General features: G+C 34.7%; 18 protein-coding genes and 1 pseudogene. 10 read left to right on the top strand and 9 right to left on the bottom strand.

Going from position 1 to position 24,395, the window contains the following annotated elements:
- Positions 1-6: 6 nt before the first annotated feature.
- Both rlmD and H5V42_RS15020 read right to left on the bottom strand, forming a co-directional pair.
- Positions 7-1,419 carry a 23S rRNA (uracil(1939)-C(5))-methyltransferase RlmD gene (rlmD, locus tag H5V42_RS15025; protein ID WP_185784001.1) on the bottom strand — a complete coding sequence of 471 codons (1,413 nt, stop codon included), beginning with the start codon at positions 1,417-1,419 and terminating at the stop codon, positions 7-9.
- A gap of 88 nt (positions 1,420-1,507) precedes the next feature.
- A complete protein-coding gene (locus H5V42_RS15020) occupies positions 1,508-2,683 on the bottom strand; it encodes a mechanosensitive ion channel (protein WP_185784000.1) in 1,176 nt (391 codons plus the stop codon).
- Positions 2,684-2,878: 195 nt separating this feature from the next.
- Between H5V42_RS15020 and rocD the strand changes: the two genes are divergently transcribed.
- A complete protein-coding gene (gene rocD, locus H5V42_RS15015) occupies positions 2,879-4,156 on the top strand; it encodes an ornithine--oxo-acid transaminase (protein WP_185783999.1) in 1,278 nt (425 codons plus the stop codon).
- Positions 4,157-4,202: 46 nt separating this feature from the next.
- Here the strand turns inward: rocD and H5V42_RS15010 are convergent, their stop codons facing one another.
- The 3 genes from H5V42_RS15010 to H5V42_RS15000 form a co-directional block, all read right to left on the bottom strand.
- A complete protein-coding gene (locus tag H5V42_RS15010) occupies positions 4,203-5,480 on the bottom strand; it encodes a carboxypeptidase-like regulatory domain-containing protein (RefSeq protein WP_229665705.1) in 1,278 nt (425 codons plus the stop codon).
- Positions 5,481-5,568: 88 nt separating this feature from the next.
- On the bottom strand, positions 5,569-5,955 hold the full coding sequence (gloA2, locus tag H5V42_RS15005) for an SMU1112c/YaeR family gloxylase I-like metalloprotein (protein ID WP_185783997.1): 387 nt from the start codon (positions 5,953-5,955) through the stop codon (positions 5,569-5,571).
- A gap of 4 nt (positions 5,956-5,959) precedes the next feature.
- The gene (locus H5V42_RS15000; protein ID WP_185783996.1) at positions 5,960-8,407 is read right to left on the bottom strand and encodes a M14 metallopeptidase family protein; all 2,448 of its coding nucleotides are present in this window, start codon (positions 8,405-8,407) and stop codon (positions 5,960-5,962) included.
- A 118-nt stretch (positions 8,408-8,525) separates the two neighbouring features.
- Here H5V42_RS15000 and bshC point away from each other — a divergent pair, with 118 nt between their 5' ends.
- Positions 8,526-10,127: a bacillithiol biosynthesis cysteine-adding enzyme BshC gene (bshC, locus tag H5V42_RS14995; protein WP_185783995.1), complete on the top strand. Its 1,602-nt coding sequence runs from the start codon at positions 8,526-8,528 to the stop codon at positions 10,125-10,127.
- On the opposite strand, the gene H5V42_RS14990 is transcribed toward bshC, so the two are convergent.
- From H5V42_RS14990 to H5V42_RS14980, 3 genes are all read right to left on the bottom strand, one after another.
- On the bottom strand, positions 10,116-10,664 hold the full coding sequence (locus H5V42_RS14990; RefSeq protein ID WP_185783994.1) for a pyridoxamine 5'-phosphate oxidase family protein: 549 nt from the start codon (positions 10,662-10,664) through the stop codon (positions 10,116-10,118). The genes bshC and H5V42_RS14990 overlap by 12 nt on opposite strands.
- A 179-nt stretch (positions 10,665-10,843) precedes the next feature.
- Positions 10,844-11,503 carry a beta-phosphoglucomutase gene (gene pgmB / locus H5V42_RS14985; protein WP_185783993.1) on the bottom strand — a complete coding sequence of 220 codons (660 nt, stop codon included), beginning with the start codon at positions 11,501-11,503 and terminating at the stop codon, positions 10,844-10,846.
- 50 nt (positions 11,504-11,553) lie between these two features.
- Positions 11,554-12,279, bottom strand: a complete 726-nt coding sequence (locus H5V42_RS14980; protein WP_185783992.1) for an SIMPL domain-containing protein — start codon at positions 12,277-12,279, stop codon at positions 11,554-11,556.
- A gap of 72 nt (positions 12,280-12,351) precedes the next feature.
- On the opposite strand from H5V42_RS14980, the gene guaA reads away from it, so the two are divergent.
- From guaA to H5V42_RS14960, 4 genes are read left to right on the top strand one after another with little or no spacing between them, the layout of a single operon-like run.
- On the top strand, positions 12,352-13,884 hold the full coding sequence (gene guaA, locus H5V42_RS14975) for a glutamine-hydrolyzing GMP synthase (RefSeq protein WP_185783991.1): 1,533 nt from the start codon (positions 12,352-12,354) through the stop codon (positions 13,882-13,884).
- The gene (locus H5V42_RS14970) at positions 13,881-16,055 is read left to right on the top strand and encodes a LysM peptidoglycan-binding domain-containing protein (protein WP_185783990.1); all 2,175 of its coding nucleotides are present in this window, start codon (positions 13,881-13,883) and stop codon (positions 16,053-16,055) included. Before guaA ends, H5V42_RS14970 begins: the two co-directional genes overlap by 4 nt.
- Entirely contained in the window at positions 16,027-16,434 is a 408-nt protein-coding gene (locus tag H5V42_RS14965; protein WP_185783989.1) for an OsmC family protein, read from the top strand. The genes H5V42_RS14970 and H5V42_RS14965 overlap by 29 nt, the downstream gene beginning before the upstream one ends.
- The gene (locus H5V42_RS14960) at positions 16,419-16,973 is read left to right on the top strand and encodes a DUF922 domain-containing protein (protein WP_185783988.1); all 555 of its coding nucleotides are present in this window, start codon (positions 16,419-16,421) and stop codon (positions 16,971-16,973) included. Before H5V42_RS14965 ends, H5V42_RS14960 begins: the two co-directional genes overlap by 16 nt.
- Positions 16,974-16,976: 3 nt before the next feature.
- On the opposite strand, the gene H5V42_RS14955 is transcribed toward H5V42_RS14960, so the two are convergent.
- Entirely contained in the window at positions 16,977-17,843 is an 867-nt protein-coding gene (locus tag H5V42_RS14955) for a hydroxypyruvate isomerase family protein (protein ID WP_185783987.1), read from the bottom strand.
- A 90-nt stretch (positions 17,844-17,933) separates the two neighbouring features.
- Here H5V42_RS14955 and H5V42_RS14950 point away from each other — a divergent pair, with 90 nt between their 5' ends.
- The 4 genes and pseudogenes from H5V42_RS14950 to H5V42_RS14935 form a co-directional block, all read left to right on the top strand.
- A complete protein-coding gene (locus H5V42_RS14950) occupies positions 17,934-18,191 on the top strand; it encodes a DUF3820 family protein (RefSeq protein WP_390809482.1) in 258 nt (85 codons plus the stop codon).
- Between the two features lie 59 nt (positions 18,192-18,250).
- The gene (locus H5V42_RS14945) at positions 18,251-19,885 is read left to right on the top strand and encodes a CTP synthase (RefSeq protein WP_185783986.1); all 1,635 of its coding nucleotides are present in this window, start codon (positions 18,251-18,253) and stop codon (positions 19,883-19,885) included.
- A 59-nt stretch (positions 19,886-19,944) separates the two neighbouring features.
- Positions 19,945-21,819: a membrane protein insertase YidC gene (gene yidC / locus H5V42_RS14940; RefSeq protein ID WP_185783985.1), complete on the top strand. Its 1,875-nt coding sequence runs from the start codon at positions 19,945-19,947 to the stop codon at positions 21,817-21,819.
- Positions 21,820-22,044: 225 nt separating this feature from the next.
- Positions 22,045-24,395 (top strand): annotated as a pseudogene (locus H5V42_RS14935) (hypothetical protein); the annotation flags it as partial.

Here is a 24,395-nt window from a genome sequence, read left to right as displayed (position 1 = left end):
GGTTACCTACTTGCGTTTTTTTAAAAGAATAACATTTTCTACATGATGGGTTTGCGGAAACATATCTACTGGCTGTATTTTTTCTACTGCATACAAATTATCAAGTAAAGCTATGTCTCTTGCTTGTGTAGCACTGTTACAACTTACATAAACTATTTTATTAGGTGCAACTTTAAGCAATTGCGCAACTACCAATTTGTGCATACCATCTCTGGGTGGGTCTGTAATTACTACATCTGGGGTACCATGTTTTTCAACAAAATCATCTTCAAAAACGGTTTTCATATCACCAACAAAAAACGCTACATTGGTAATGTTGTTTTCCAAGGCATTATTTTTTGCATCTTCAATAGCTTCAGGAACAGATTCTATACCGATAACCTTTTTTGCTTTTTTGGCAACAAATTGCGCAATTGTTCCCGTTCCTGTATATAAATCGTACACCAATTCATCACCTGACAATTCTGCAAAATCTCGAGTTACTTTATACAGTTCATATGCCTGTTCAGAATTGGTTTGATAGAAAGACTTGGCATTAATTTTAAATTTTAAACCTTCCATTTCTTCAACAATGTAATCTCTTCCTTTAAAACAAATTACCTCTTGGTCGTAGATAGTGTCATTACCTTTTGCGTTTATTACATACTGTAGTGATGTAATCTCAGGGAATTTTTCAGCAATTGCATTTAGCAGCAATTCTCTATTTGCTTTTTCTTCTCTAAAGAATTGTAGTAAAACCATTATTTCTCCGGTAGATGTGGTACGAATCATAAGCGTACGCAATAAACCTTCTTGATTTCTTGGATTAAAAAAATCTAGTTGATTTAAGACTGCAAATTCTTTTATAAAATTTCTAATTGCGTTAGACGGGTCTGCTTGTAAATAACATTTTTTAATATCTAGAATTTTATCCCACATACCGGGCATATGAAAACCTAGAGCGTTACGGTCTTTAATTTCTTTATTTGATTGTATTTCGTCTAAAGACAGCCATCTAGAATCAGAAAACGAAAACTCCATTTTATTTCTGTAGAAATACTGTTTTTTTGAACCTAATATGGGTGTTGCTTTAGGTAATTCAATACCACCTATTCGCTTTAAATTATTTTCTACTTCTTGTTGTTTGTAAAATAGCTGATGCTCATACCCCATGTTCTGCCATTTGCATCCGCCACATTTTCCAAAATGCTCACATAAGGGTTCTACCCGCTTATCAGACTTTTTATGAAAGTGTACCGGTTCGCCTTCAAAAAAAGCTTTTCGTTGCTTGTAGGTTTGAATATCTACAACATCTCCGGGTACGGCATTTTTTAAGAAGACTACTCTTCCGTCAGGGGCTTTGGCTATAGATTTGCCTTTTGCACCAGCATCTAAAACTTCAATTTTTTCAAAAAGTTTTCTTCGATTCTTTTTTCGCATGCGCAAAAATACGTTGTAAAAAAAAACTCTGGGCAAAAACCCAGAGTTCAAAAATTAAATAACAACTAAGTGAATTATCAACTTTTGACTATTTGGAGCTAGAATTGAATTTATCTAAGATTTTTTCCATCTGTTTTCCTGCAGCAGGTCTGCCACCTAAACCAAAAGAAAGTGCTATTGTTATTGCTATTGTACCTAAAGTAATACCAAAGGCTAGATTGATAATGTCATCAGCCATACCCATAGTTTTTAATCCCATGGCTAAAAAGATGGCCAGAATAGCAGTTCTGATAACTGTTGCAACAAATTTATTTTCTTCGTTCTTAGCGAATGCATTTTTTGCTAATATCGAAATCCAATTTCCAATTAGAATGATTACTAATCCAAATAGAATTTTACCAGAAATTGCAGTTACCGTATCTAAGACTTGTGTTAGTTCTTGAAATTCTAATTTTTCAATTGCCGTTAACAATCCAAAAATTACAATAAAGAAATAGGCAATATTAGCAAGTAGTTTTGCGATATCAACATTGTAAAACATGTCATCTAACTGCATTTGCTTGGTTATTTTATCTAGTTGCATACTATCTAATAGGTCTTTTAATAATTGCGCTAAATAACGACCACCGATAATAAAAAGCATCAATATAAAAGCTGCTAGTAATACTTTTGGAACTGCATCAAAAAACTGAGTAAGTATAGATGTTGCTGGTTCTGAAATAGCATCCATATTTAAAATATTCAATGCTGCTATCAATAATGGAATAAATATGAAGATAAAAACTACTTTCTTGAGAATGTCAACAAGATTGAACCCATGTTTAATCCCTAATTTTGGAGAGAATTTTACAATGGTTTCCCCAGACATACCAACGAATTCAGCACCAATAGTTGCTAGCATATAACCTATGTAACCAACTAAACCAGCTCCAATAATATTTGGAATAAATTCTAAAAATCCGTTCAAAAGATTTTTTACAGGGTCTAAAACGCTTTGCATTCCAAGTTTTTCTAATGCAAGCATAAAGACAAAAATCATTACTAAAAAGTAAACAAGTTTTCCAATAAATTTAGACAGGGTTACCTTATCACTTTTCATTTTTTCATCCACTCCGGTTCGTTTAAGGAGTTTGGTTATCAAGCGTTTTAATAAGCCTGCAACAAACCAACCAATAAGTATTATTAAAATTGCACCAACTGTGCTGGGTAGAAAATCTCCGACTGAATCAGAGATACTTTTCATAATGTTCTCTAAGTATTCCATTTTTATAGTTAATAGTGTTAGTGATAGTTTAGAAACCAAAAATTATTTTTAGTCACTTTTTAGAACGCTTTTTTTAGTTTTCTTAACTTTGAGCCTCATAGGGATGATTTCTCTCCCACGCTGCTTTTTCGAACTCTCGGAAGAATAAAGGTGCAGAAGGAATGGACATTTTAACAACTTCAAAATTTTATTAAAATGGCTGTTTTACAAGAATTAACATCACAGCAAGCAATTGATTTAGAAAACAAGTATGGTGCACATAATTACCATCCACTACCTGTAGTATTAAGTAAAGGTGATGGCGTATTTGTTTGGGATGTAGAAGGAAAAAAATATTACGATTTTCTTTCTGCTTATTCAGCGGTAAACCAAGGACATTGTCATCCAAAAATTATTGGTGCCTTAAAAGAACAGGCAGAAAAGTTGACTTTAACATCAAGAGCTTTTTACAACGATATGCTTGGCAAATTTGAGCAATTTGCAACTGCGTACTTCGGTTTTGACAAGCTGCTTCCGATGAATACTGGAGCAGAAGCAGTTGAAACTGCCTTAAAACTTTCGAGAAAATGGGCTTATGAAAAAAAGGGAATAGCTAAAAATCAGGCAAAAATTATTGTTTGTGAGAACAATTTTCATGGACGAACTATTTCAATAATTTCAGCCTCAAACGACCCTGTGGCAACAGAAAATTTTGGACCCTTTACCCCAGGTTTTATAACTATTCCTCACAACAATATTGAGGCCCTTACTCAAGCTTTAGAAGATGAGAACGTTGCTGCTTTTTTAGTAGAACCAATACAAGGTGAGGCAGGAGTATTTGTGCCAGATGAAGACTATCTAAAAAAAGCACATGCATTGAGTAAGGCAAAAAATGTATTGTTTATAGCCGATGAAGTTCAAACGGGTATTGCAAGAACTGGTAGACTATTAGCTAGTTGCGGAAATTGTAATTGTGCAGACAAAAACTGCTCTGGTACACCAGATGTGAAGCCAGATGTTCTAATTCTTGGTAAAGCAATATCTGGAGGTGTTTTTCCAGTTTCTGCTGTTTTGGCTAATGATGAGATTATGGAAGTTATTAAGCCAGGAAATCATGGTTCGACTTTTGGTGGTAATCCATTGGCTTGTGCGGTAGCCATGGCTGCATTAGAGGTGGTTAGAGATGAAGCGTTAGCTGAAAATGCTGAAAAGCTAGGTCAAACTTTTAGAGCTGAAATGAATAAGCTTATTGAAAAAACCAATTTAGTAAAGTTGGTTAGAGGTAAAGGTTTATTAAACGCAATTGTTATTAACGACTCTGAAGACAGTTCTACAGCTTGGGAAATCTGTGTAGCCTTAAAAGAAAATGGTTTGTTGGCCAAGCCAACGCATGGTAATATTATAAGATTTGCACCACCTTTAGTAATGACAGAAGAACAATTAAAGGATTGTGTAGCTATTATTACAAAAACAATCCTAGAATTTAAAAAATAAAATTTTAAGATGAGTCTCCAAAACAGCGTTTTATGTTTTGGGGGTTTTATGGTTTTGCAGCACTTTTTCTTTCAGCTCTTCGTAATTGTCTCTGAATTTTCTTTATAGCCGATTCAATTGATTTTTCTGGTTCAATAATGTTGTATTCACCCCAAAATTCAGGGTCAGAAAAACCGCTAGCTTCATCAGCCAAAATTATCGAAGTCCTTATACGTTCTTTGTTCTTAGGTAATTCATTTGTTGTATTTGGGTTCCAATCTGTAATGGCCATTTCCGCTGTCATACTATAAACAGAATTAAATAACTTATCTGCCCAATCCACTTTGAATTCTAGGTAGACATTACTGTAACCATAATACCACTTTCCGTTTTTGTTTCTATAGTCTACCCGATAAGCTACTTTTGTGGGCCAAACATCAACTTTTGCAGGTTTTCTGCGTACGAATAAACGAGCGGCCATTTCTCTATCAGTGATGTTAAGTTCGTAAACGGCAGAAGTTAAGGTTTGGTTTTCTACGTTGATAAATAGTTCGCCTTTATATAAAGGTTCAGAAATGGATTCTTTCTGCTCAAAAGCAATGACATAGACAAGGTTGTTGTTCACTGTTGTAGACCTGTCAAACCTGAAATTATAATCATCAAAATTTTGGTCTATAAATACAATGTCTGGATATTTAACAAGGTCTGTGTATAATGTATTGTACGGTCCACCTTGTAATTTTAAAGCAATGGTGTCTAACTTATCATAATCTGTACTTTTACGTGCTTTATAAAGCTGTAAAGCATCTCTTCGATTACTATAATAAGGCGTTTTATAAACGTTTACAACAGCTTCTGATAAGGATACATTTTTGCGTCTTTTTTTTATGGTTTCTCTATAAAACGCTGTCATCACCGTAGGCGAATTAAAGTAATTATCTCCTTTATTAAAAAATACTCTTTCTACTAATACACGGGCGTTTTTAGGAGCATTAACGTCAACTTCGGTAAGTTCAACAATTGAAGCTTTTAAAGTGATTCTATTTTTAATGGTCGTAAGATCATTTAAAGCAACCCTTTTCGTAGTATAACCTAGAAACGAAACAACTAAATTATTTTCTAAAAGCTCTTGAGGTACTTTTAAAATAAAATCGCCCTCAGTATTTGTTATGGTACTAATGTTTGAATTTTCAACTGTAAGGGTTGCAAAAATTAAGGGTTTTCCTGTATCAGTATCAATAACTTCACCTTCAAATTGTTTATAATTTGAGGTAGTGTTTTGTAAAGCAAAAAGTAGTAGTGGGCACCATAAAAAACCTATGTTTACGATTTTCAGCAATTTCATCATTTTCATTTTCTTCGTAATTAAATGTTTTACTTAAAAGTACAATTTAATACCGATAGAAATTGTTAAATCATTTGAATTAAGGACTTTACGTTTGGTAAAGTTCTAAGGGTAAATTATCTGGGTCGCTAAAAAAAGTAAAACTCTTACCAGTAATTTCATCAATCCTAATAGGTTCTGTTGAAATTCCTTTAGAATTTAGAGCTTCAATACTGCTATGAATGTTATCTACTTTGAAAGCCAGATGCCTTAGGCCACATGCTTCTGGTCTAGAAACTCTTTTAGGTGGATTGGGAAAAGAAAATAACTCAATGCAATACTGTTGATTTATGGCCAAATCTAACTTGTAAGAGTTTCGCTCTGCTCTGTAAGTTTCTTTTAAAATTGTTAACCCTAAAATTTCAGTATAAAAATGCTTTGACTTTTCATAATTAGAACAGATAATAGCTGTATGATGTATCCCTTTTAAATTCATAAAGTTAATCTACCATGAACAAGGCATTTGCAAAAAATAACTTTCCATTCTCCCAAAAACCTCTGAATAAAGGATTGTCTACCATGTAGATTACTTGACCTCTACCGTGCCACTCTGTACCAAATACTAAGGTGTTATTTATTTTCTTTTGCGCTAAGTTACCTGCAAAACCTGCTACTGGTTTTGTGTTATCTTCTAAATACACGGCATTACCAACAGGTAAAAATTCATAAGCATTACTGCCTAATTTAAGGGTGAAATAATCTTGATTGTAACCATATGCTAGCGGATTTGTGTTGTCTACTGTGGCTTTAAAAATGGCTCCGGTAATTGCGCTTTGAATCTGTTCTCTTTGCAAATCTTGATGCGGACTTGGTTTGTTTTTAGAAGAATTCTCTTCTTCTTCTTTTTCTTTAATTGAAAATCCATTATCACCATCAATGGCATTAATTGCGCCGCCCATAGCTATGAGTTTTCTGCCTTTAGCTACCCAGGATTTTAATTTTTTTAATTGCGCTTCATTAAAATAATTACCATAGCTACCATCGGGTAAAATCAAAATATCGTAACCATCTAAATCAACCCTATTGTAATAGTCTGAATCAATGATTGTAACTGGATACTCAAGTTGTTGTTCAAAAAAATGCCAAACCTCACCAAAACGCAGCGTAGAAGTAGGTTCTCCTGAAAACATAGCAATTTTTGGTTTGGTAATCATTTCTACATATCTCGAACCAAAGTCTTTACCAGAATCAACAAAGCCCGTACTTACGGCGGTAAGGTCTTTATTAAATTTGGAAACACTTGCTTGAAGTTTTGATTTTAAATCTTTAACACTTTCGTTGTCTGAAAGCGTTATTAGTAAACTACCTCTTTCAAAAGAATTACCCTCCAAGGTAAAAGGATGATATGTTTTTCTAACACGTATATTTTTCTTGAATATATCTGCTAAAAAAGCAGCGTCTTTTAAACTGTTCCAGTCTGTTACGTAGGCGTAATCTGTTTCCGGAATTGAAATCGAGCCTTTGTTAGTTTTGCTAGTTATGTTAGTAAAAGTTGAAGTTGAAGCTATTGCATCTAAACCATAAGCATAAGGTAAAGACCATGCTGTTATATCATAAGTTAAAGAATCACTAAGTTTGGCATCTGGTTCAAATAATACTTTAACCATGGTACCTCTTGGCTGATTAGTGGAAATTATTAAGGTATTATCATTGGTAGAAATGCTTCCTTGATTACCAGTTTTATAATTAAATCCTTTTATAGTACCACCATTAGAAAACCCGTATTCAATTTGGTGGTCAGCTAATAGCTGTGCTAATTTGTCAATATTATCTTTATTTCCGCTTAATGCATAACTTTTGTATTTGTAGTTTTTCGATTTAAAGAATTTTTGAAATTCATTATTCAATTTTTCTTGATTTTTATGCGCCACTTCTACCGTTGATAAACCTGTAGTGTAATGGTGGGCAATTCTATCGTTAAGTGTTAGTGTATCGCCAATATTAGTGATGATGCCTAAACCAGCTCTGCCGCTACCTCCTTGTTCATATGTCATACCAATAGCGCCATTATAAGTTGGGTAGGTGTCTCCGTAGCTAGGATAGAATAAATCAAAAACTTCTTTTGTAAAATAAAACCAACCTTCTTTATCAAAATATTTTGCGTGATTTTTACCAATGGTAACCTGAAAATCTCGCTGAAATTTGGTAATTACCTCATGGTAAGGTTCTGCTGCAGGTGCAAAGTAATAGGGATTGTTCACCCCTTGTTCATGAAAATCTACATGTACATGGGGCATCCATGTATTGTAAATTTTTAAGCGTTGCTGGCTTTCTTTCTGTGTTAGCCATGCCCAATCTCTATTAAGGTCGAACATATAATGGTTACTTCTACCTGACCACCAACCTTCATGATGCTCCTTACTATTTGGGTCAACATTATGTGGTGCATTTTTGTATTGATTATACCAATTACTGTAACGGTCACGACCATCTGGGTTTATACAAGGATCTATAATTACAACTGTGTTTTCTAAATAAGCACTCTTTGAAGTTAAAAGCGTGTGTATGGTTTTCATAGAAGCTTCTGTACTTACACTCTCGTTGCCATGAACATTATAACTTAACCAAACAATAGCCTTGTTTGTATCACTTTCTCCTGTTAAGGCTTTTAAGTGTTCTTGCCTAATACTTTCAAGATTAGCCATATTTTCAGCTGAAGAAATATAGGCTAGTAGTAATGGTCGACGTTCATACGTTTCACCATACTCAATAAGTTTAACCCGTTCAGGAGCTACTTCAGCTAAATATTTATAATAATCAACAACCTCATGATGTCTTGAAAATTCAGTACCCAATTCGTACCCTAAAAATTCAGAAGGAGTTTTAAGTTGTTGAGCTTGAATAGTGAATGATAAAAGTAGAACGATTACAAGTAAAAATCGAGTCATAAATATGTAATTTGGTAGAATCGTAAAGCTAAGATTAAAAAGCAACTTAAGCAATTAACGTATTCTTTAGGATTCATAATTTTTAAGTAACGTATATTTAAACTCTTTTTTTAAATGAATGGAGGTAGACTGTATACCCTTTGCGAAAACCGGATATTTTTCAACACTAATTTGTGATTACTTAGCTACAAAAGAAGCACTTAATCCTTTTTATAACAGATTTCCAACCTTAGAAAATTTTGAGGCACAGCTAAAAGAGAAATCTGCAAATTTTACTACTACTAGTAGATTAGCTTTAGTTGACGCTTTAAAAGCCCAGTATAATTCTCATAAAGTTTCAAATAGTACAAAAGAAAATCTTAATTATTTAAAAGAGAACAACACTTTTACTGTGGTAACTGGACACCAACTAAACTTGTTTACAGGTCCACTATATTTTATTTATAAGATTGTTTCTACCGTTAATCTTACGCTACAGTTAAAGAAAAAGTATCCCAATTACAATTTTGTACCAGTGTATTGGATGGCTACAGAAGACCATGATTTTGATGAAATCAACTTTTTTAATTTAAACGGAAAAAAGTTCCAATGGAATCAAGATAAAAAAGGTGCAGTAGGTAGATTAGAATTGAACGGTTTAGAAGATGTTTTTGAATTGCTACAGCAAGAACTAGGTCATGTTGATTTGGCAAAAGAATTAGCTCAACTTTTTGAGAAGGCTTATTTAAAAAAAGATAATCTTACAGAAGCTACTCGTTATTTAGTTAATAGCTTGTTTGGTGAGAAAGGTTTGGTAATAGTTGATGGAGATGATAAAGCACTTAAATCTTTACTTGTACCCTATATTAAGAAGGATATTTTTGAAAACACCTCATTTAATGCCGTCAATGATACCATAGCCAAATTGCAATTAGCCTCAGAAGATTATCCTATTCAAGTAAATCCGCGAGAAATTAATTATTTCTACCTCAAAGATGGGTTGCGAGAACGATTGGTAGAAAGAGATGGAAGTTTTTTTGTTAATGACACAGCCATACAGTTTACAAAAAACGAATTGCTCAAAGAAATAGAGAATTCTCCTGAGAGATTTAGCCCTAATGTGATTGCACGCCCAATATATCAAGAAGTAATTTTACCTAACCTATGTTATATAGGTGGTGGGGGAGAACTAGCGTATTGGCTAGAACTAAAAACCTCTTTTGAACACCTAGGGGTTACTTTTCCAATGTTACTATTGCGGAATTCTGTTTTAATGGTTTCAGAGAAAGAAGCAAAAAAAATGGAAGGCTTGGACTTAAGTTTTGAAGACTTATTTTTAAATCAAAACCAATTAATCAATAAAAAAATTCGAAAAATATCTAACATAGATATTGACTTTACTCCTCAAAAGAAATTGTTAGAAACTCAATTTGAAAGTCTTTACAAATTAGCGAAAATGACCGATAAATCTTTTTTGGGAGCGGTTAAGGCGCAGGAGGTAAAGCAGAAAAAGGGTCTGGATAATTTAGAAAAACGATTGTTAAAAGCGCAAAAGAGAAAACTAAAAGACCATGTAGTAAGGTTATCCAGTTTGCAAAATACTCTTTTTCCGAACCAGTCTTTACAAGAACGGCAGTGGAATTTTTCGCAAATTTATTTGGAGTTAGGGGATGAATTCATCGCTAGCCTATTTGAAAATCTTAATCCACTTCAGCAAGAATTTACCATCTTAAGGTACTAAAAACCGTCCAACCCAATCATGGTTATTAGGTAAGAATTCTGCTCTTATGTGATTGGGTCTCTTTAAGGCTAAATATTCTATTCGTTTTGGTTTTATAGTTACCAAGGCAAAATAATTTCTCTCATCAAGATATTGCAAGTTGTCTGGATTAGTCAATTTGGTTCCAGGGGCGGTTGAGGTTATATAGTCTTTACGAGATGCTGTCGGAATTTCATTATACAAGTCTTGTAGTTCATTTTGGTCAGCAGTATAAAAAGCTTGTCCCTCAATTTTTAGTTGAATCATTTTCTCTGGATGATAAAATAACGCACTACAATTTTGATTTTCTGATAAATCTTTAATTTTTGAAGAACGGGCATCAGTATAAAAAATCAGCGTAAAATCGTCTTTTATTTTTCTTAAAACCACAGTTCTTATACTAGGTTTCTGTTGATTTATGGTAGCGAATGTAAAAAATCTAAAAGGATGACCTTTAATTTTTACGCCGTTAACCATTTCGTTTTTAGAGGTTTGTAAAATATCAGAAAGCAAATTCAATTTTTTTTTAAAAAATTACCCTTTAAAGGTAGGGTAATTAGTCTTTAAGTTGTTTATAGATAAAATTGCTTTGAACAAGTAATTGAAACTTTAATATTGAATTAGTTATTAATTCATGTGTTTAGGTTGGTTTTGATTTTATTAAAAAGCCCCGGAGTGGTTCCCGGGGCTTTTATGTTTTAGAATAAATCGTTGAATTTTGATTTTATCTCAAATAGTGTGGCTTCCTTCATGGTGTCAAACCTAACATCTGCATGACCAACTCTTTCTTTTGGTCCAATACCCACAGCGTAAAAACCACCAGCTTTGGCGGCATCTACACCACTTTCAGCATCCTCATAAACAATACATTGCTCAGGCTTAAGACCTAATTTTTCAGCTCCATATAGAAAAATATCTGGAGCGGGCTTGCTCTTACTAACACTATTACCATCGCCAATAACATCAAAGTATTTGTTGGCTTGTAATTGCTGTAAAACCTTAGTTGAATTTTTGCTAGCACTGCCCAATGCCACTAAAAAACCTTCAACACGCAGATTTTTTAATAAACCTTCAGCGCCTTCTAAATAATCATCAGGGGTTATCTGGTTTAAGCTTTCAACATAAATAGCATTTTTCTTATTGGCCAATTCTATTAATTCCTCTTGGTCAACTTCAGCATTATTATGAGCTCTAATAATATTTATAGAGTCCATACGAGATACTCCTCTAAGTTTTTCATTAACCTCGCGGTCAAAATTCCATCCAACTTGGTCAGCTAAATTTTTCCAGGCTTGAAAGTGTAATTCGGCGGTATCTGTGATAACACCATCTAAATCAAAAATAAATCCTTTGATCATTGGTTTTTAGTTTGGAAGCGCAAATTTAAATTCTTATTTCGGGTATCAAACTATTTAACATTGTATTCTAACCGCATTGTTATAGTTGCTGTCTTTTTTTTATCCGAAGTATTAAAAGAACCACCCCAACTATAATCTTCACCAGAATTTTGCCCAGTAATTTGAAAAACCCCCATTCTAGCAGAAATAAGGTTGCCTAATTGTCCGCCAGCGTTTTCTGCTATGCGTTCGGCTCTAATTCTTGCATCTTCGGTGGCTTTAGAAATCATTTCAATTTTCAAATCGGCAAGCTTGGTATAATAATAGCGTGGAGGTGAAGAGTTAAATTGAACTCCTTTATTCAATAATTCTGTAATTTCTCTAGAAATACCCTCAATTTTTGCAACTTCTGGTGATTCTATTTTTACAGATTGTGATAGGGCATAGCCTCTAAATACACTGCCAATATAATTGCCGTTTTCATATTTATTATCTCGTTGTTCGCTAGTTTGTACAGCGCTAAATATGATATTTTCGGCATTAATACCTTTTGAAATTAGGTAATCTTGAACAATTTTCTTTTGCCTGTTTAACTCATCGTAGGCAGATGTTAGAACCGGACTAAATGCTGAAAATTGACCTTCCCATACTATTAGGTCAGAAGTGAAATTTTCTGAACCCAGGCCAGTGGTTGAAATAACTTGTTGTGGTCTTGCCCTTTTAACGTAGGCATTACCTAAAAATAAGGCTGCTATTATGATAGCCAATGAAAAGACAATTGCTGAGAGGTGTTTCATTGTAAGAAAATTTTGATAAGTAAATATACCAAAAGATAGGTTGCTAAAGAGTTCAAATTGTTATTTTTGGCCATGCAAAATCAAGTACTTATTCTAGACTTTGGCTCGCAATACACTCAATTGATAGCCAGAAGAGTTAGAGAGCTTAATATTTATTCAGAAATTAAACCATACAATAAAATACCAAGTAATTTATCAGATTTTAGTGCGGTTATACTCTCTGGATCTCCTTCTTCGGTAAGGTCAGCAGAAGCTCCAACTCCAGACTTATCAAATATTAAAGGTAAAATGCCACTGTTAGGGGTGTGTTATGGAGCGCAATTTTTAGCACATTATTTTGGTGGTGAAGTTGCTCCTTCTGCAACTAGAGAATACGGCAGAGCACATTTGCATAGTTTACAACAGAACGAACCGTTTTTAGAAGGTATTTCTGATGGTAGTCAAGTTTGGATGAGTCATAGTGATACCATAAAGCAATTACCAGAAAACGCCACACTTTTAGCAAGTACAGAAGATGTGGCCAATGCTGCCTATAAGCTAGACGGAGAAGTAACCTATGGTATTCAGTTTCATCCTGAGGTTTATCATACCACAGAAGGTACAGCATTATTAAAAAACTTTCTTGTGAATATAGCAGGTTTAAAACAAGACTGGACGCCAGATGCTTTTGTAGATACCACGGTTGCAGAATTAAAAGAAAAAATTGGAGATGAAAGTGTTATTCTAGGTCTTTCAGGAGGGGTAGATAGCAGTGTTGCTGCGATGTTACTGCATAAGGCTATAGGTCAACAATTACATTGCATTTTTGTTAATAACGGATTATTACGTAAAAATGAATTCTCAGATGTACTTGAGCAGTACAAAGGCATGGGGCTTAATGTAAAAGGTGTAGATGCTTCGGCACGCTTTTTGGAAGCATTAAAAGGTGAAGATGATCCTGAAACCAAACGAAAAATTATTGGTAGGGTTTTTATTGAAGTTTTTGATGATGAAGCCCATAAAGTTGAGAATGCTACATGGTTAGCACAAGGAACTATTTATCCTGATAGAATAGAATCTGTTTCTGCAAGTGGTGGACCATCAGCGGTTATTAAAAGTCATCATAATGTAGGTGGCTTACCAGATTACATGAAGTTGAAAGTGGTGGAGCCTTTGCATTTATTATTCAAAGATGAGGTTAGAAGAGTTGGTAGAAGCTTAGAAATGCCAGAAAGTATTTTAGGCAGGCATCCATTTCCAGGGCCTGGTTTAGGTATTAGAATTCTTGGAGATATAACGGCAGAAAAAGTTAGTATGTTACAAGAGGTTGATGCCATTTTTATAAACGGATTAAAAGATTTTGGCCTATACGACAAAGTTTGGCAGGCCGGAGCCATGCTTTTACCCGTAAATAGTGTAGGAGTAATGGGAGATGAGAGAACCTATGAAAAATGTGTCGCACTTAGAGCTGTAGAAAGTACAGATGGTATGACAGCAGATTGGGTAAATTTACCGTATGAATTCCTGCAAAAAATATCGAATACAATAATTAACAAGGTAAAAGGCGTTAATAGAGTGGTGTATGATATTAGTTCAAAACCACCAGCAACTATTGAATGGGAATGAAAAAATTAAAGATAACAGTTAAAAGCTGTGCGTTTTTATTGATGTTTGTTATGTTGACTTTTCAACTTCAAGCACAAGAAAAATTTAAATACCATACGGTTAAAGAAGGTGAAACTATTTATGGTATTGCTAAGCAATATAGAGTTACACCTTACGCTATTCTTCAGCAAAATCCTGAAATTAAAAATGTTGAGGATTTAAAACCTAATACCTATCTAGTAATACCTTTAGTGTCTTCAACTGCTGCAACAGATGAAAACGTAGACGACAAGACAAAAGAACAGGTAGAACCAATTGGTTTTGTAGAACATAAAGTAAAACGTAAAGAAACACTTTACCGTCTGGCAAAAGAATATGGCGTAACAGAAGAGCAAATAAAAAGATACAATACCAATTTGTATTCTGAGCCATTGCAAAAAAAGATGGTGCTTAAAATACCTAAATACCCTAAGCCAAAAGACCCTACTGAGCAAGATTTAGAAATGCTTCAATATATGGTTAAGCCTAAAGAGACTAGATGGAGCATAGCAAATAAATTTGGTATTTCTTTAGATAGTCTTGAGCAATTAAATCCGCAGTTAGATAAAAACTCTACGTATTTAGCAAATGGTCAAATGCTTAAGGTTCCTAGACCAAAAGGAGATAGTTTAGCAAAGCAAGTTTCTGTTGTTTACGAGTCGTTCACAGTTCCAAAATCAATAGGTATTTATAGAGTAAGCCAGAATTATGGTATTTCTGCAGATTCTATTATAAAATTAAACCCACAAATAACAGAGGCCGGTGGATTAAAAGAGGGTATGGTTTTAAGATTGCCTAAGAAAAGAGCTGAAAATAAGGAAGTAAACGTAGATAACTTCAATTTCTATATTGTAAAACCACAACAAGGAATTTTTAGACTTACAAAGGTTTTAGAAATATCTAAAGACTCCCTTTTCTTATTTAATCCTGAATTAGAGAATGGTGTTAAAGCTGGTATGGTTTTAAAAGTGCCAAAAAAGAAAAGTGGTAATCTACAGGTAAAAAATGCTTTAGTATTAGACAAAATAAATTTGGTTGATAGTATCAATATTGATAACCAACCTAATGTTTTATTCATGCTACCTTTTAGAATTAATAAAGTAGATTTTGCAAATAAAGATAAAGCAAAAGCATGGGTAACTAGAGTAAAAGATACTAGAGGAGCTCTAGGTTTTTATAGTGGAGCATTAGTAGCTTTAGATTCACTTAAGAAAATGGGCCTTTCTATAAACGCTAAGTTTGTAGATACAGAAAGAGATGTTAACAAGGTTCGTAATTATTTGGCAACCAACTCACTTCAAAATTTTGATGCTATCGTTGGCCCCATAGACCCTAGTTTATTACCAGAAATTGCCTACAAAAGTGTGTCAACAGAAAAGGCTGTTCCGGTTATTGCACCATTTGCATCGTCTAGCATTTTAGGCTTTGATAATATTTTCTATGCCAATCCTAAAGATGATATTCTTAGAGAGCGTTTGCTGAACTTCGTAAAAACCCAAAGAAAAAATGAAGAAATAATTGTGATTGCTGATGCCAAACATCAAGCAGTTAGAGATTCTATTGTTAAGGTTTTACCTTTTGCGCGAGTAGCTAAAATGAGCAAAGATGGTTCGTTGCATTTAGTTGATTTTGAAGCAATGTTAATGAAAAATAAAACGCATTGGGTTTTTGTAGAAACTTCTGATGCTAACTTAGCTTCGAGCATTATATCTATTTTAAATGCAGCCAATACAGAATTGGATTATAGCGTTCGCATGTTTACCACAAATTATGACAGGGCTTTTCAAGCTTCATCGATCTCTAAGCCGCACTTATCCAATCTAAAATTTACTTTTCCATCAGAATACAAAGGGTTTAAAAACGATTCTTTCGTAAGAGATTTTAATCAAAAGTTTGGTTATGATCCAGACCGTTATGCGGTAAAAGGGTTTGATGTTACTTACGATATTTTGTTAAAACTTGCATTTAAGAAAAATCTGTTTTTTGCCTCGCAATTTGTGGGAACAACTGAATACAGTGGTAATAAGTTTGATTATTTTACTAACCATACTAATGGCTACTACAATCAAGCTACCTATTTAATGCAGTACGATGATTTAAAAATAATTCAATTAAAAGAAGAAGATGACATCAAAGGTAACGTATCAAGGTAACTTAAGAACCACTTGCAAACACCTACGTTCAGGAAATGAATTTGTTACCGATGCTCCCGTTGATAACAATGGTTTAGGTGAAGCATTTTCACCAACCGATACTGTGGCTACAGGTTTAGCTTCTTGCATGCTAACAATGATGGGTATTAAAGCAAGAGACTTAAAAATAGATTTATCAGGAGCCACTGCTGCCGTAACTAAACATATGGCTGCTGACCCAAGACGTATTTCTAAAATTGAAGTAAATTTAGAGTTGCCCAAAGGGGTAGCTGAAAAAAATCAGAAGATATTACAGCGTATTGCTGATACCTGTCCGGTTCTTTATAGTCTGCATCCAGACATAGAGAAAGTAATAACATATAAATGGATATTAGACTAAAATTCTTTTTACCGCTACTTGCTGTTTTCTCCATGACAATAACTTATGGTCAAGACATACAAGAATCTATATCGTGGTCAAAAGATTTTAGACTTAGTTGGGAATATTTTAAAGGCCCAGTTCCACCAGACGCAGTTGCCGCAGCTACTACCGCTAGCGGTATTAGTTATGAATACTCTGCTAATTTAATGTTTAATGAAGTTACCTTAGATTTTAAGGTTGATGCCTTTTTTTATCCTCAAGAATCTTGGTACAAACCTGCTGTTTGTGATTCTGTAACGCTAAATCATGAACAATTACATTTTGATATTGCAGAGTTGTATGCGCGTAAAATGCGTAAACAGTTACAAGAGACTTCTTTCTCTGATAATGTAAAAGCAGAAGTAAGAGAAATCTATCAAAATGTGCTGCACGAATTGGCTTCTTATCAAGAACGATACGACTGGGAAACAGATTTTTCTAGAAATTTAAAAGCTCAGCTACGCTGGCAAAAAAAAATTGAAAAAGCCCTTTTAGAAAGTTCAGAATTCAGTAATTAAATCTTATACATCGCAGCGTGTAATTCCGTCTTTTAAAGCTGAAATTGGGTCTTTCCAAGTTGGAATAAACTCTTGCGCAACATGCCCTTTATATCCCGTTTCAACAATTGCTTCCATAATTGCAGGATAATAAAGTTCTTGGGTTTCATCTATTTCATTTCTACCCGGATTGCCGCCTGTATGGTAATGGCCAATGTAGTCTTTATTTTCTCGTAGGGTACGAATAACATCGCCCTCCATTATTTGCATGTGATAAATATCGTAAAGCAACTTAAAATTATCTGAACCAATAGCCTTGCAAAGATTTACACCCCAACTAGTATGGTCACACATATAATCTGCATGATCAACTTTAGAGTTTAAAAGTTCCATTTGCAGTACAACTCCGTGCTTTTCAGCTAAGCCCATAATCTTTTTTAAACCATCTGCACAGTTAATAAGTCCTTCTAAATCATCCATTCCGTTTCTGTTGCCACTAAAGCAAATTAAATTGGTATAACCAGCTTCAGCAACCTTGGGTATCATTTGTTCATAGTCCGCAATAAGCTCATCATGCAACGCTGGATTATTCCAACCTTCTACAATGCCTTTTCCGGCACCCCAACACATAGATGCATGAATATTGTATTTTTTCATCAATGGCCAGTCTTCAGGGCCTGTTAAATCCATTGCTTTAATTCCTAAGGTGTTTAAATGTTGAAGAAACTCTTCCATAGGAATTTTAGAGTAACACCAACGACAAACGCTATGGTTAATATTGCCGTTTAGTGTTGTTGTTTCAATAGTTCCAAGGTCCTTTGCATTAACTTGTAGTGAGGCTAAGCCAGCTCCTGCAAGAGTAGAGGTAGTAATAAAGTTTCTTCTTTTCATGGTTTAGTCGTTATTCCTTAGAAAGATACAAATTAAAGTAGTAGCTATTAGTTCATACCATTTTAGAATGGTAGGAGAACTATATTTACAGTGTTAAATAAAAGTAATAAAGCATTGAATATTCAACCAGATAAAGAAAAACTTTTAGAGCTAGCACACTATAAAATGCCTTATGGTAAATATAAAGGGAGATACTTGGTTGATTTACCCATAGCTTATCTTGTGTGGTTCAAACAAAAAGGTTTTCCTACTGGTAAGTTGGGTGAACATCTAAGAACAATGTTAGATGTTAAGTCAGATGGCTTAGAACCAATAATTAAGAAATTACAGCGAGATTTTCCTAGGTAAAACTCTTCTGGTTCACTTTAATCTTTATACCTTTGTGCCCCGTAACAATACTTACCAGAATGGTCGAAACCAAATACATTTTCGTTACGGGTGGCGTAACATCTTCATTAGGAAAAGGAATAATTGCAGCTTCTTTAGCAAAGCTTTTACAAGCACGTGGTTATAGAACTACCATACAGAAATTAGACCCGTATATAAATGTTGACCCTGGCACCTTAAACCCCTACGAACATGGTGAATGTTATGTTACTGATGATGGCGCAGAAACTGATTTAGATTTAGGCCACTACGAACGTTTTTTAAATGTTCGAACTTCACAAGCCAATAACGTTACTACAGGTAGAATCTACCAAAGTGTAATACAGAAAGAACGTAGAGGTGAGTTTTTAGGAAAAACAGTACAGGTTGTTCCGCACATTACCAATGAAATAAAAGAGCGTATTCAAATACTTGGTAAAAGTGGTGATTACGATATTGTTATTACTGAAATTGGTGGAACCGTAGGTGATATAGAATCTTTACCGTACATAGAATCTGTTCGTCAACTTTTATGGGAATTAGGTGATAATAACGCTATAGTAATACATTTAACCTTAGTTCCTTATTTGGCTGCCGCTGGTGAATTAAAAACTAAGCCAACACAGCATTCTGTTAAAACTCTGATGGAGAGTGGTATAAAAGCAGATATTTTAGTTTGTAGAACAGAACATGATATTTCTGATGAAAAAAGAGAAAAACTTGCACTGTTCTGTAACGTAAAAAAAGAAGCGGTAATACAATCAATAGATGCTTCTACTATTTATGATGTTCCACAATTAATGCAGAAAGAAGGTTTAGATACAGTAACCCTCAAAAAATTAAATCTTTCTGATGAGGTTGAACCAGATTTATCTAGATGGAATCAATTTTTAGAACGCCATAAAAATCCTAAAAACGAAATAACAATTGGTTTGGTTGGTAAGTATGTTGAACTTCAAGATTCTTACAAGTCAATACTAGAATCTTTTACCCATGCTGGTGCCGAAAACGAGGTAAAAGTGAATGTACGTTCTATTCATTCTGAATATTTGTCTACAAAAACCATTGATAAAAAATTAATGGGCTTAGATGGTATATTGGTGGCACCTGGTTTTGGTGAGCGTGGTATTGAGGGTAAAATATTAGCTGTACAATACGCAAGAGAAAATGATGTACCATTTTTAGGAATTTGTTTGGGTATGCAAATGGCGGTAATTGAATTTGCACGAAATGTTCTAGGATTAGAAGGAGCCAATTCAACAGAAATGAATGAAGACGCCAAATATCCTGTGATAAGTTTAATGGAAGAACAAAAGTCGATTACTGATATGGGTGGTACTATGCGTTTAGGCGCATGGGATTGCGAGTTACAACCAAATACTCTTGTTCATGAAATATATGGGGCTTCAGAAATCTCTGAACGCCATAGACATCGTTACGAATTTAACAATGAATTTAAAACTGAGTTTGAAGAGGCTGGCTTAGTTGCATCTGGAATAAATAAAAAAACCGGATTAGTAGAAATTGTTGAAATTCCTTCGCATCCTTGGTTTGTAGGTGTTCAGTATCACCCAGAATATAAAAGTACAGTTGCTAACCCTCACCCTTTATTTGTGGGCTTTGTTAAAGCAGTACTCAATCAAAAAAAGAAACAAACAAATGCCAGTTTGGCATAAAGTATTTATTTGGATATATATTTGCGGGCTGAAAAGCCATACTGCATATTAGAATTTTCATGGAAGAAAAGAAATTGGATGTAAAATCCATCATCGGCTTTGTGCTGATTTTTGGAATACTATTAGGATGGATGTACTTAAAACAACCATCACAAGAAGAATTAGCTGCTGAAAAAGCCAAGCAAGAACAGTTAGAAGCTGCCAAACAAGATAGTCTTAATAAACTGGTAACCACTAAAGAACAAGAGACAGTACCACAACTAGATGTTACAGATTCTGTTGCGGTTTCTGATTACCAACAAAAAGTAGGTGCTTTTGGAGTTACTCAGGTAAGTAATGAAGAAACTGTTTTAGAAAATGATGTGCTATTTCTAAGAATAGCTAATAAAGGCGGGCAAATTGTTGAAGCCCTACCAAAACAGTTTGTTACGTATGACTCTTTACCGGTTTATTTAATAAAAGACGGTAATGCTGACTTTGGATTAAACTTTTCTACAAGCGATAACCGAGTTTTAAATACAAAGGATTTATTTTTTGAACCCACACTTACCAAAAATGGTGAAAATCAAGTACTTTCTTTAAAAGCAAAAGCAGGTCAAGGTCAGTTTTTAGAATACCGATATGAAATGAAACCAAACAATTATTTGGTTGATTTTACCATTCGCTCTCAAGGGTTAAGTCAAATTTTAAACTCCAGCAAACCAATTGATTTGGAATGGAAATTAAAAGGTATTCGCCACAACAAAAGCGTTCAATACGAAAATAGATACACAAGACTTACTTACATGCATGAAGGTAAAGTAAGTAAGTTATCTGAAAGAAGCGATTTAGATGAGGAGGTAGAAGAAGATGTTACTTGGTTGTCTTATAGACAACATTTCTTTAGTTCAATACTTGCAACAAATAATGCCTTTAAAACGGCAGAATTTACATCTGCTAATTTGGTTGAAGAAGAAAGTAAAGAAACTAAGTTTACTAAGGAATATACCACTAAAGCACCTTTAGAATTAACTGGCGGAGAATTAGCATACAATATGCATTGGTATTATGGGCCAACAGATTTAAAGGTTTTAAAGCAATACGACGAGTTTAATCTAGAAGATTCTATTCCTTTTGGATGGGGAATTTTTGGATGGATTAACCGTAACGTATTTACACCATTTTTTGGATTTCTTAGTTCTTTCTTGCCGTATGGAATTGCAATAATTGTAATGACCATTGCAGTGCGATTGGCATTATCACCAGTTACCTACAAGTCGTATTTATCACAAGCTAAAATGAAGGTTTTAAAACCTGAAATTACTGAGCTTAATGAAAAATATAAGGATAACGCTATGAAAAAGCAGCAAGAAACTATGAAGCTGTACAACAAAGCGGGGGTTAATCCTATGAGTGGATGTATACCGGCTTTATTACAGTTGCCTATTTTTTATGCGCTCTTTATGTTCTTTCCAACCGCCTTTGATTTAAGACAAAAGTCTTTTTTATGGGCAGAAGATTTAAGTTCATATGATGTAATTGCTGAATTGCCATTTAGTATTCCTTTCTATGGAGACCACGTTAGCTTATTTCCCATCTTAGCATCTGTAGCCATATTCTTTTATATGACACTTACCACCGGCCAAACAATGCAAATGCAGCAGCAGCCAGGTATGCCAAATATGAAGTTTATTATGTACCTATCACCACTGATGATGTTATTCTTCTTTAACAACTACGCTAGTGGATTAAGTTTATACTACTTTATTTCTAACCTAATTACCATTGGTATTATGTTAGTGATTAAGAATGTAATTATAAATGATGATAAAATTCACGCTAAAATTCAGGCGAATAAAGAAAAGCCTAAAAAGGAAAACCGTTTCCAGAAAAAAATGCGTGAAATGATGGAAGAAGCAGAAAATCAGAAAAGGTCTACTAGACGTCGTAAATGATACTGCTTATATTACAGTTCAAGCAGTAAGAAGTGTAATTCAAGGAATTAGCGTGTAGTTCGTCGATTTTTTTTATCGATATACTGCATACTTTTCTTTTAACATTACTTTAGTAAAAGTTATTCTTCCCCCGCTTTATTAGTTGTAAAGGAATAAATAAGACCCCAAACTTATTTATATCGTAAACATAATTAGCTATGGTACTAATTTCTAAAACACTGTACCATGCAAAAAACTACTTTAAAAAGATTTAAAAATTTTCTATTTCTTTTTTTATTCTTTTTTATTAATTCAGCTTTTGGACAAAACTTTTGTCCTCAGGACCCAATTCCACAAGATCAGGTTGATTTAAGAGGAAATTCTGAATACATCGCAGGGCAGTGCCCAGCAAATGACATTGTAATTTTAGGAGCTTCTTTAGACACTGGTGATGTTTGTAATTCTTGCGATACAGGTGATGAGATAACTGCTAATTTACTTATTACCATAGACCATGGCACTAATAGTGCTAATAGGTTTCTTGGAGTATTTGCAGATTTAACGGAAACATTACCAGATGGAAGTTCTCAAATGTGTAAGATTTCTCGTTCTTCAGGGCCCGTTTTAAAAAGCTCAGAACAGGTTGGTAGTCAACAAGTACTTGATTATGGAGAGGTTACATTTATCTGTGGTAGTTCATTGGTGCTAGATAACATTTTATTAGTATGGACTGCTGCCAATGGAGAATCCCCAGTAACTCCACAAAATAATCCTAATGGTAAGTATTGTTATGATAATCCAACAATAAATGTGGTTCCACCGTTAAATGCTGTAGCAGCAGCAGAATGTAATTCAAATAATTTAACAAATATTGATTTAACTGTTTCTGGTGGTAATTCTCCTTTTTCTTATGATTGGAGCGATGATGGAACAGGAGATTTTGATGATCAAAAAAACAGAACTGATTTAGAACCGGAAACAACATACACAGTTGTTGTTCGTGATGCCGACGGTTGTACAACAACCACACAAATAACAACACCGGAATGTTTTACATGCCCTACCTTAAGTAATGAAACCGCAGATTTTACAACTTGTGAGGATAATCAAGGGCAGTTCTTAAGTGTAACTACTGATATTCCCGATGTTAACATTGAGTTTTACCTGTTCAACACTCCTCAAGGAAACCCTTACGATGGCGGAGGTGTACAATTAGGAATTGCAGTCACACCTAATGGTGGTAATGCCACTTCTACAGAAGGTATTTCAGGATTAACACCAGGAACATATTATGCCTATGCTATTTTAGATATAGATGATCCTCAGTTGACCGACTCTAATTGTAGACCTTTTACGGAAATAGAGATAGTAATTGAAGAACAAATAACCCCAACCTTTGATGCGGTAGAAATCTGTAGTGATGAGCAGGTAGACTTAGGAGGTTTACCAACTACATCGAACAATGGTATAACAGGAACATGGAGTGAGGACAATGGAGTTTTCACTTTTACCCCAGCCGAAGAAGAATGTGCCACTACTACAGAATTGGTAGTTAATGTTACAGATGCGGTTACCCCCACTTTTGATGCGGTAGAAATCTGTAGTGATGAGCAGGTAGACTTAGGAGGTTTACCAACCACATCGAACAATGGTATAACAGGAACATGGAGTGAAGACAATGGAGTTTTCACTTTTACCCCAGCCGAAGAAGAATGTGCCACTACTACAGAATTGGTAGTTAATGTTACAGATGCGGTTACCCCGACTTTTGATGCGGTAGAAATCTGTAGTGATGAGCAGGTCGACTTAGGAGGTTTACCAACCACATCGAACAATGGTATAACAGGAACATGGAGTGAGGACAATGGAGTTTTCACTTTTACCCCAGCTGAAGAAGAATGTGCTACCACTGCAGAATTGGTTGTTAATGTTACAGATGCGGTTACCCCGACTTTTGATGCGGTAGAAATCTGTAGTGATGAGCAGGTAGACTTAGGAGGTTTACCAACCACATCGAACAATGGCATCACGGGAACATGGAGTGAGGACAATGGAGTTTTCACTTTTACCCCAGCCAAAGAAGAATGTGCCACTACTACAGAATTGGTTGTTAATGTTACAGATGCGGTTACCCCGACTTTTGATGCGGTAGAAATCTGTAGTGATAAGCAGGTAGACTTAGGAGGTTTACCAACCACATCGAACAATGGTATAACGGGAACATGGAGTGAGGACAATGGAGTTTTCACTTTTACCCCAGCCAAAGAAGAATGTGCCACTACTACAGAATTGGTAGTTAATGTTACAGATGCGGTTACCCCCACTTTTGATGCGGTAGAAATCTGTAGTGATGAGCAGGTAGACTTAGGAGGTTTACCAACCACATCGAACAATGGCATCACGGGAACATGGAGTGAGGACAATGGAGTTTTCACTTTTACCCCAGCTGAAGAAGAATGTGCCACTACTACAGAATTGGTTGTTAATGTTACAGATGCGGTTACCCCGACTTTTGATGCGGTAGAAATCTGTAGTGATGAGCAGGTAGACTTAGGAGGTTTACCAACCACATCGAACAATGGCATCACGGGAACATG

Origin of the sequence: Croceivirga lutea (genome assembly GCF_014235875.1) — a bacterium.
GTDB classification, from domain to species: Bacteria; Bacteroidota; Bacteroidia; order Flavobacteriales; family Flavobacteriaceae; genus Croceivirga; species Croceivirga lutea.
Note: the sequence above shows the minus strand (reverse complement) of the source record. Positions and strands in the feature narration are given on the sequence as shown.

Excerpts from the sequence above, each read along its gene's own strand:
- rlmD (WP_185784001.1), bottom strand. The coding sequence starts at position 1,419 with ATGCGAAAAAAGAATCGAAGAAAACTTTTTGAAAAAATTGAAGTTTTA.
- H5V42_RS15020 (WP_185784000.1), bottom strand. The coding sequence starts at position 2,683 with ATGGAATACTTAGAGAACATTATGAAAAGTATCTCTGATTCAGTCGGA.
- rocD (WP_185783999.1), top strand. The coding sequence starts at position 2,879 with ATGGCTGTTTTACAAGAATTAACATCACAGCAAGCAATTGATTTAGAA.
- H5V42_RS15010 (WP_229665705.1), bottom strand. The coding sequence starts at position 5,480 with ATGAAATTGCTGAAAATCGTAAACATAGGTTTTTTATGGTGCCCACTA.
- gloA2 (WP_185783997.1), bottom strand. The coding sequence starts at position 5,955 with ATGAATTTAAAAGGGATACATCATACAGCTATTATCTGTTCTAATTAT.
- H5V42_RS15000 (WP_185783996.1), bottom strand. The coding sequence starts at position 8,407 with ATGACTCGATTTTTACTTGTAATCGTTCTACTTTTATCATTCACTATT.
- bshC (WP_185783995.1), top strand. The coding sequence starts at position 8,526 with ATGGAGGTAGACTGTATACCCTTTGCGAAAACCGGATATTTTTCAACA.
- pgmB (WP_185783993.1), bottom strand. The coding sequence starts at position 11,503 with ATGATCAAAGGATTTATTTTTGATTTAGATGGTGTTATCACAGATACC.
- H5V42_RS14980 (WP_185783992.1), bottom strand. The coding sequence starts at position 12,279 with ATGAAACACCTCTCAGCAATTGTCTTTTCATTGGCTATCATAATAGCA.
- guaA (WP_185783991.1), top strand. The coding sequence starts at position 12,352 with ATGCAAAATCAAGTACTTATTCTAGACTTTGGCTCGCAATACACTCAA.
- H5V42_RS14970 (WP_185783990.1), top strand. The coding sequence starts at position 13,881 with ATGAAAAAATTAAAGATAACAGTTAAAAGCTGTGCGTTTTTATTGATG.
- H5V42_RS14965 (WP_185783989.1), top strand. The coding sequence starts at position 16,027 with ATGACATCAAAGGTAACGTATCAAGGTAACTTAAGAACCACTTGCAAA.
- H5V42_RS14960 (WP_185783988.1), top strand. The coding sequence starts at position 16,419 with ATGGATATTAGACTAAAATTCTTTTTACCGCTACTTGCTGTTTTCTCC.
- H5V42_RS14955 (WP_185783987.1), bottom strand. The coding sequence starts at position 17,843 with ATGAAAAGAAGAAACTTTATTACTACCTCTACTCTTGCAGGAGCTGGC.
- H5V42_RS14945 (WP_185783986.1), top strand. The coding sequence starts at position 18,251 with ATGGTCGAAACCAAATACATTTTCGTTACGGGTGGCGTAACATCTTCA.
- yidC (WP_185783985.1), top strand. The coding sequence starts at position 19,945 with ATGGAAGAAAAGAAATTGGATGTAAAATCCATCATCGGCTTTGTGCTG.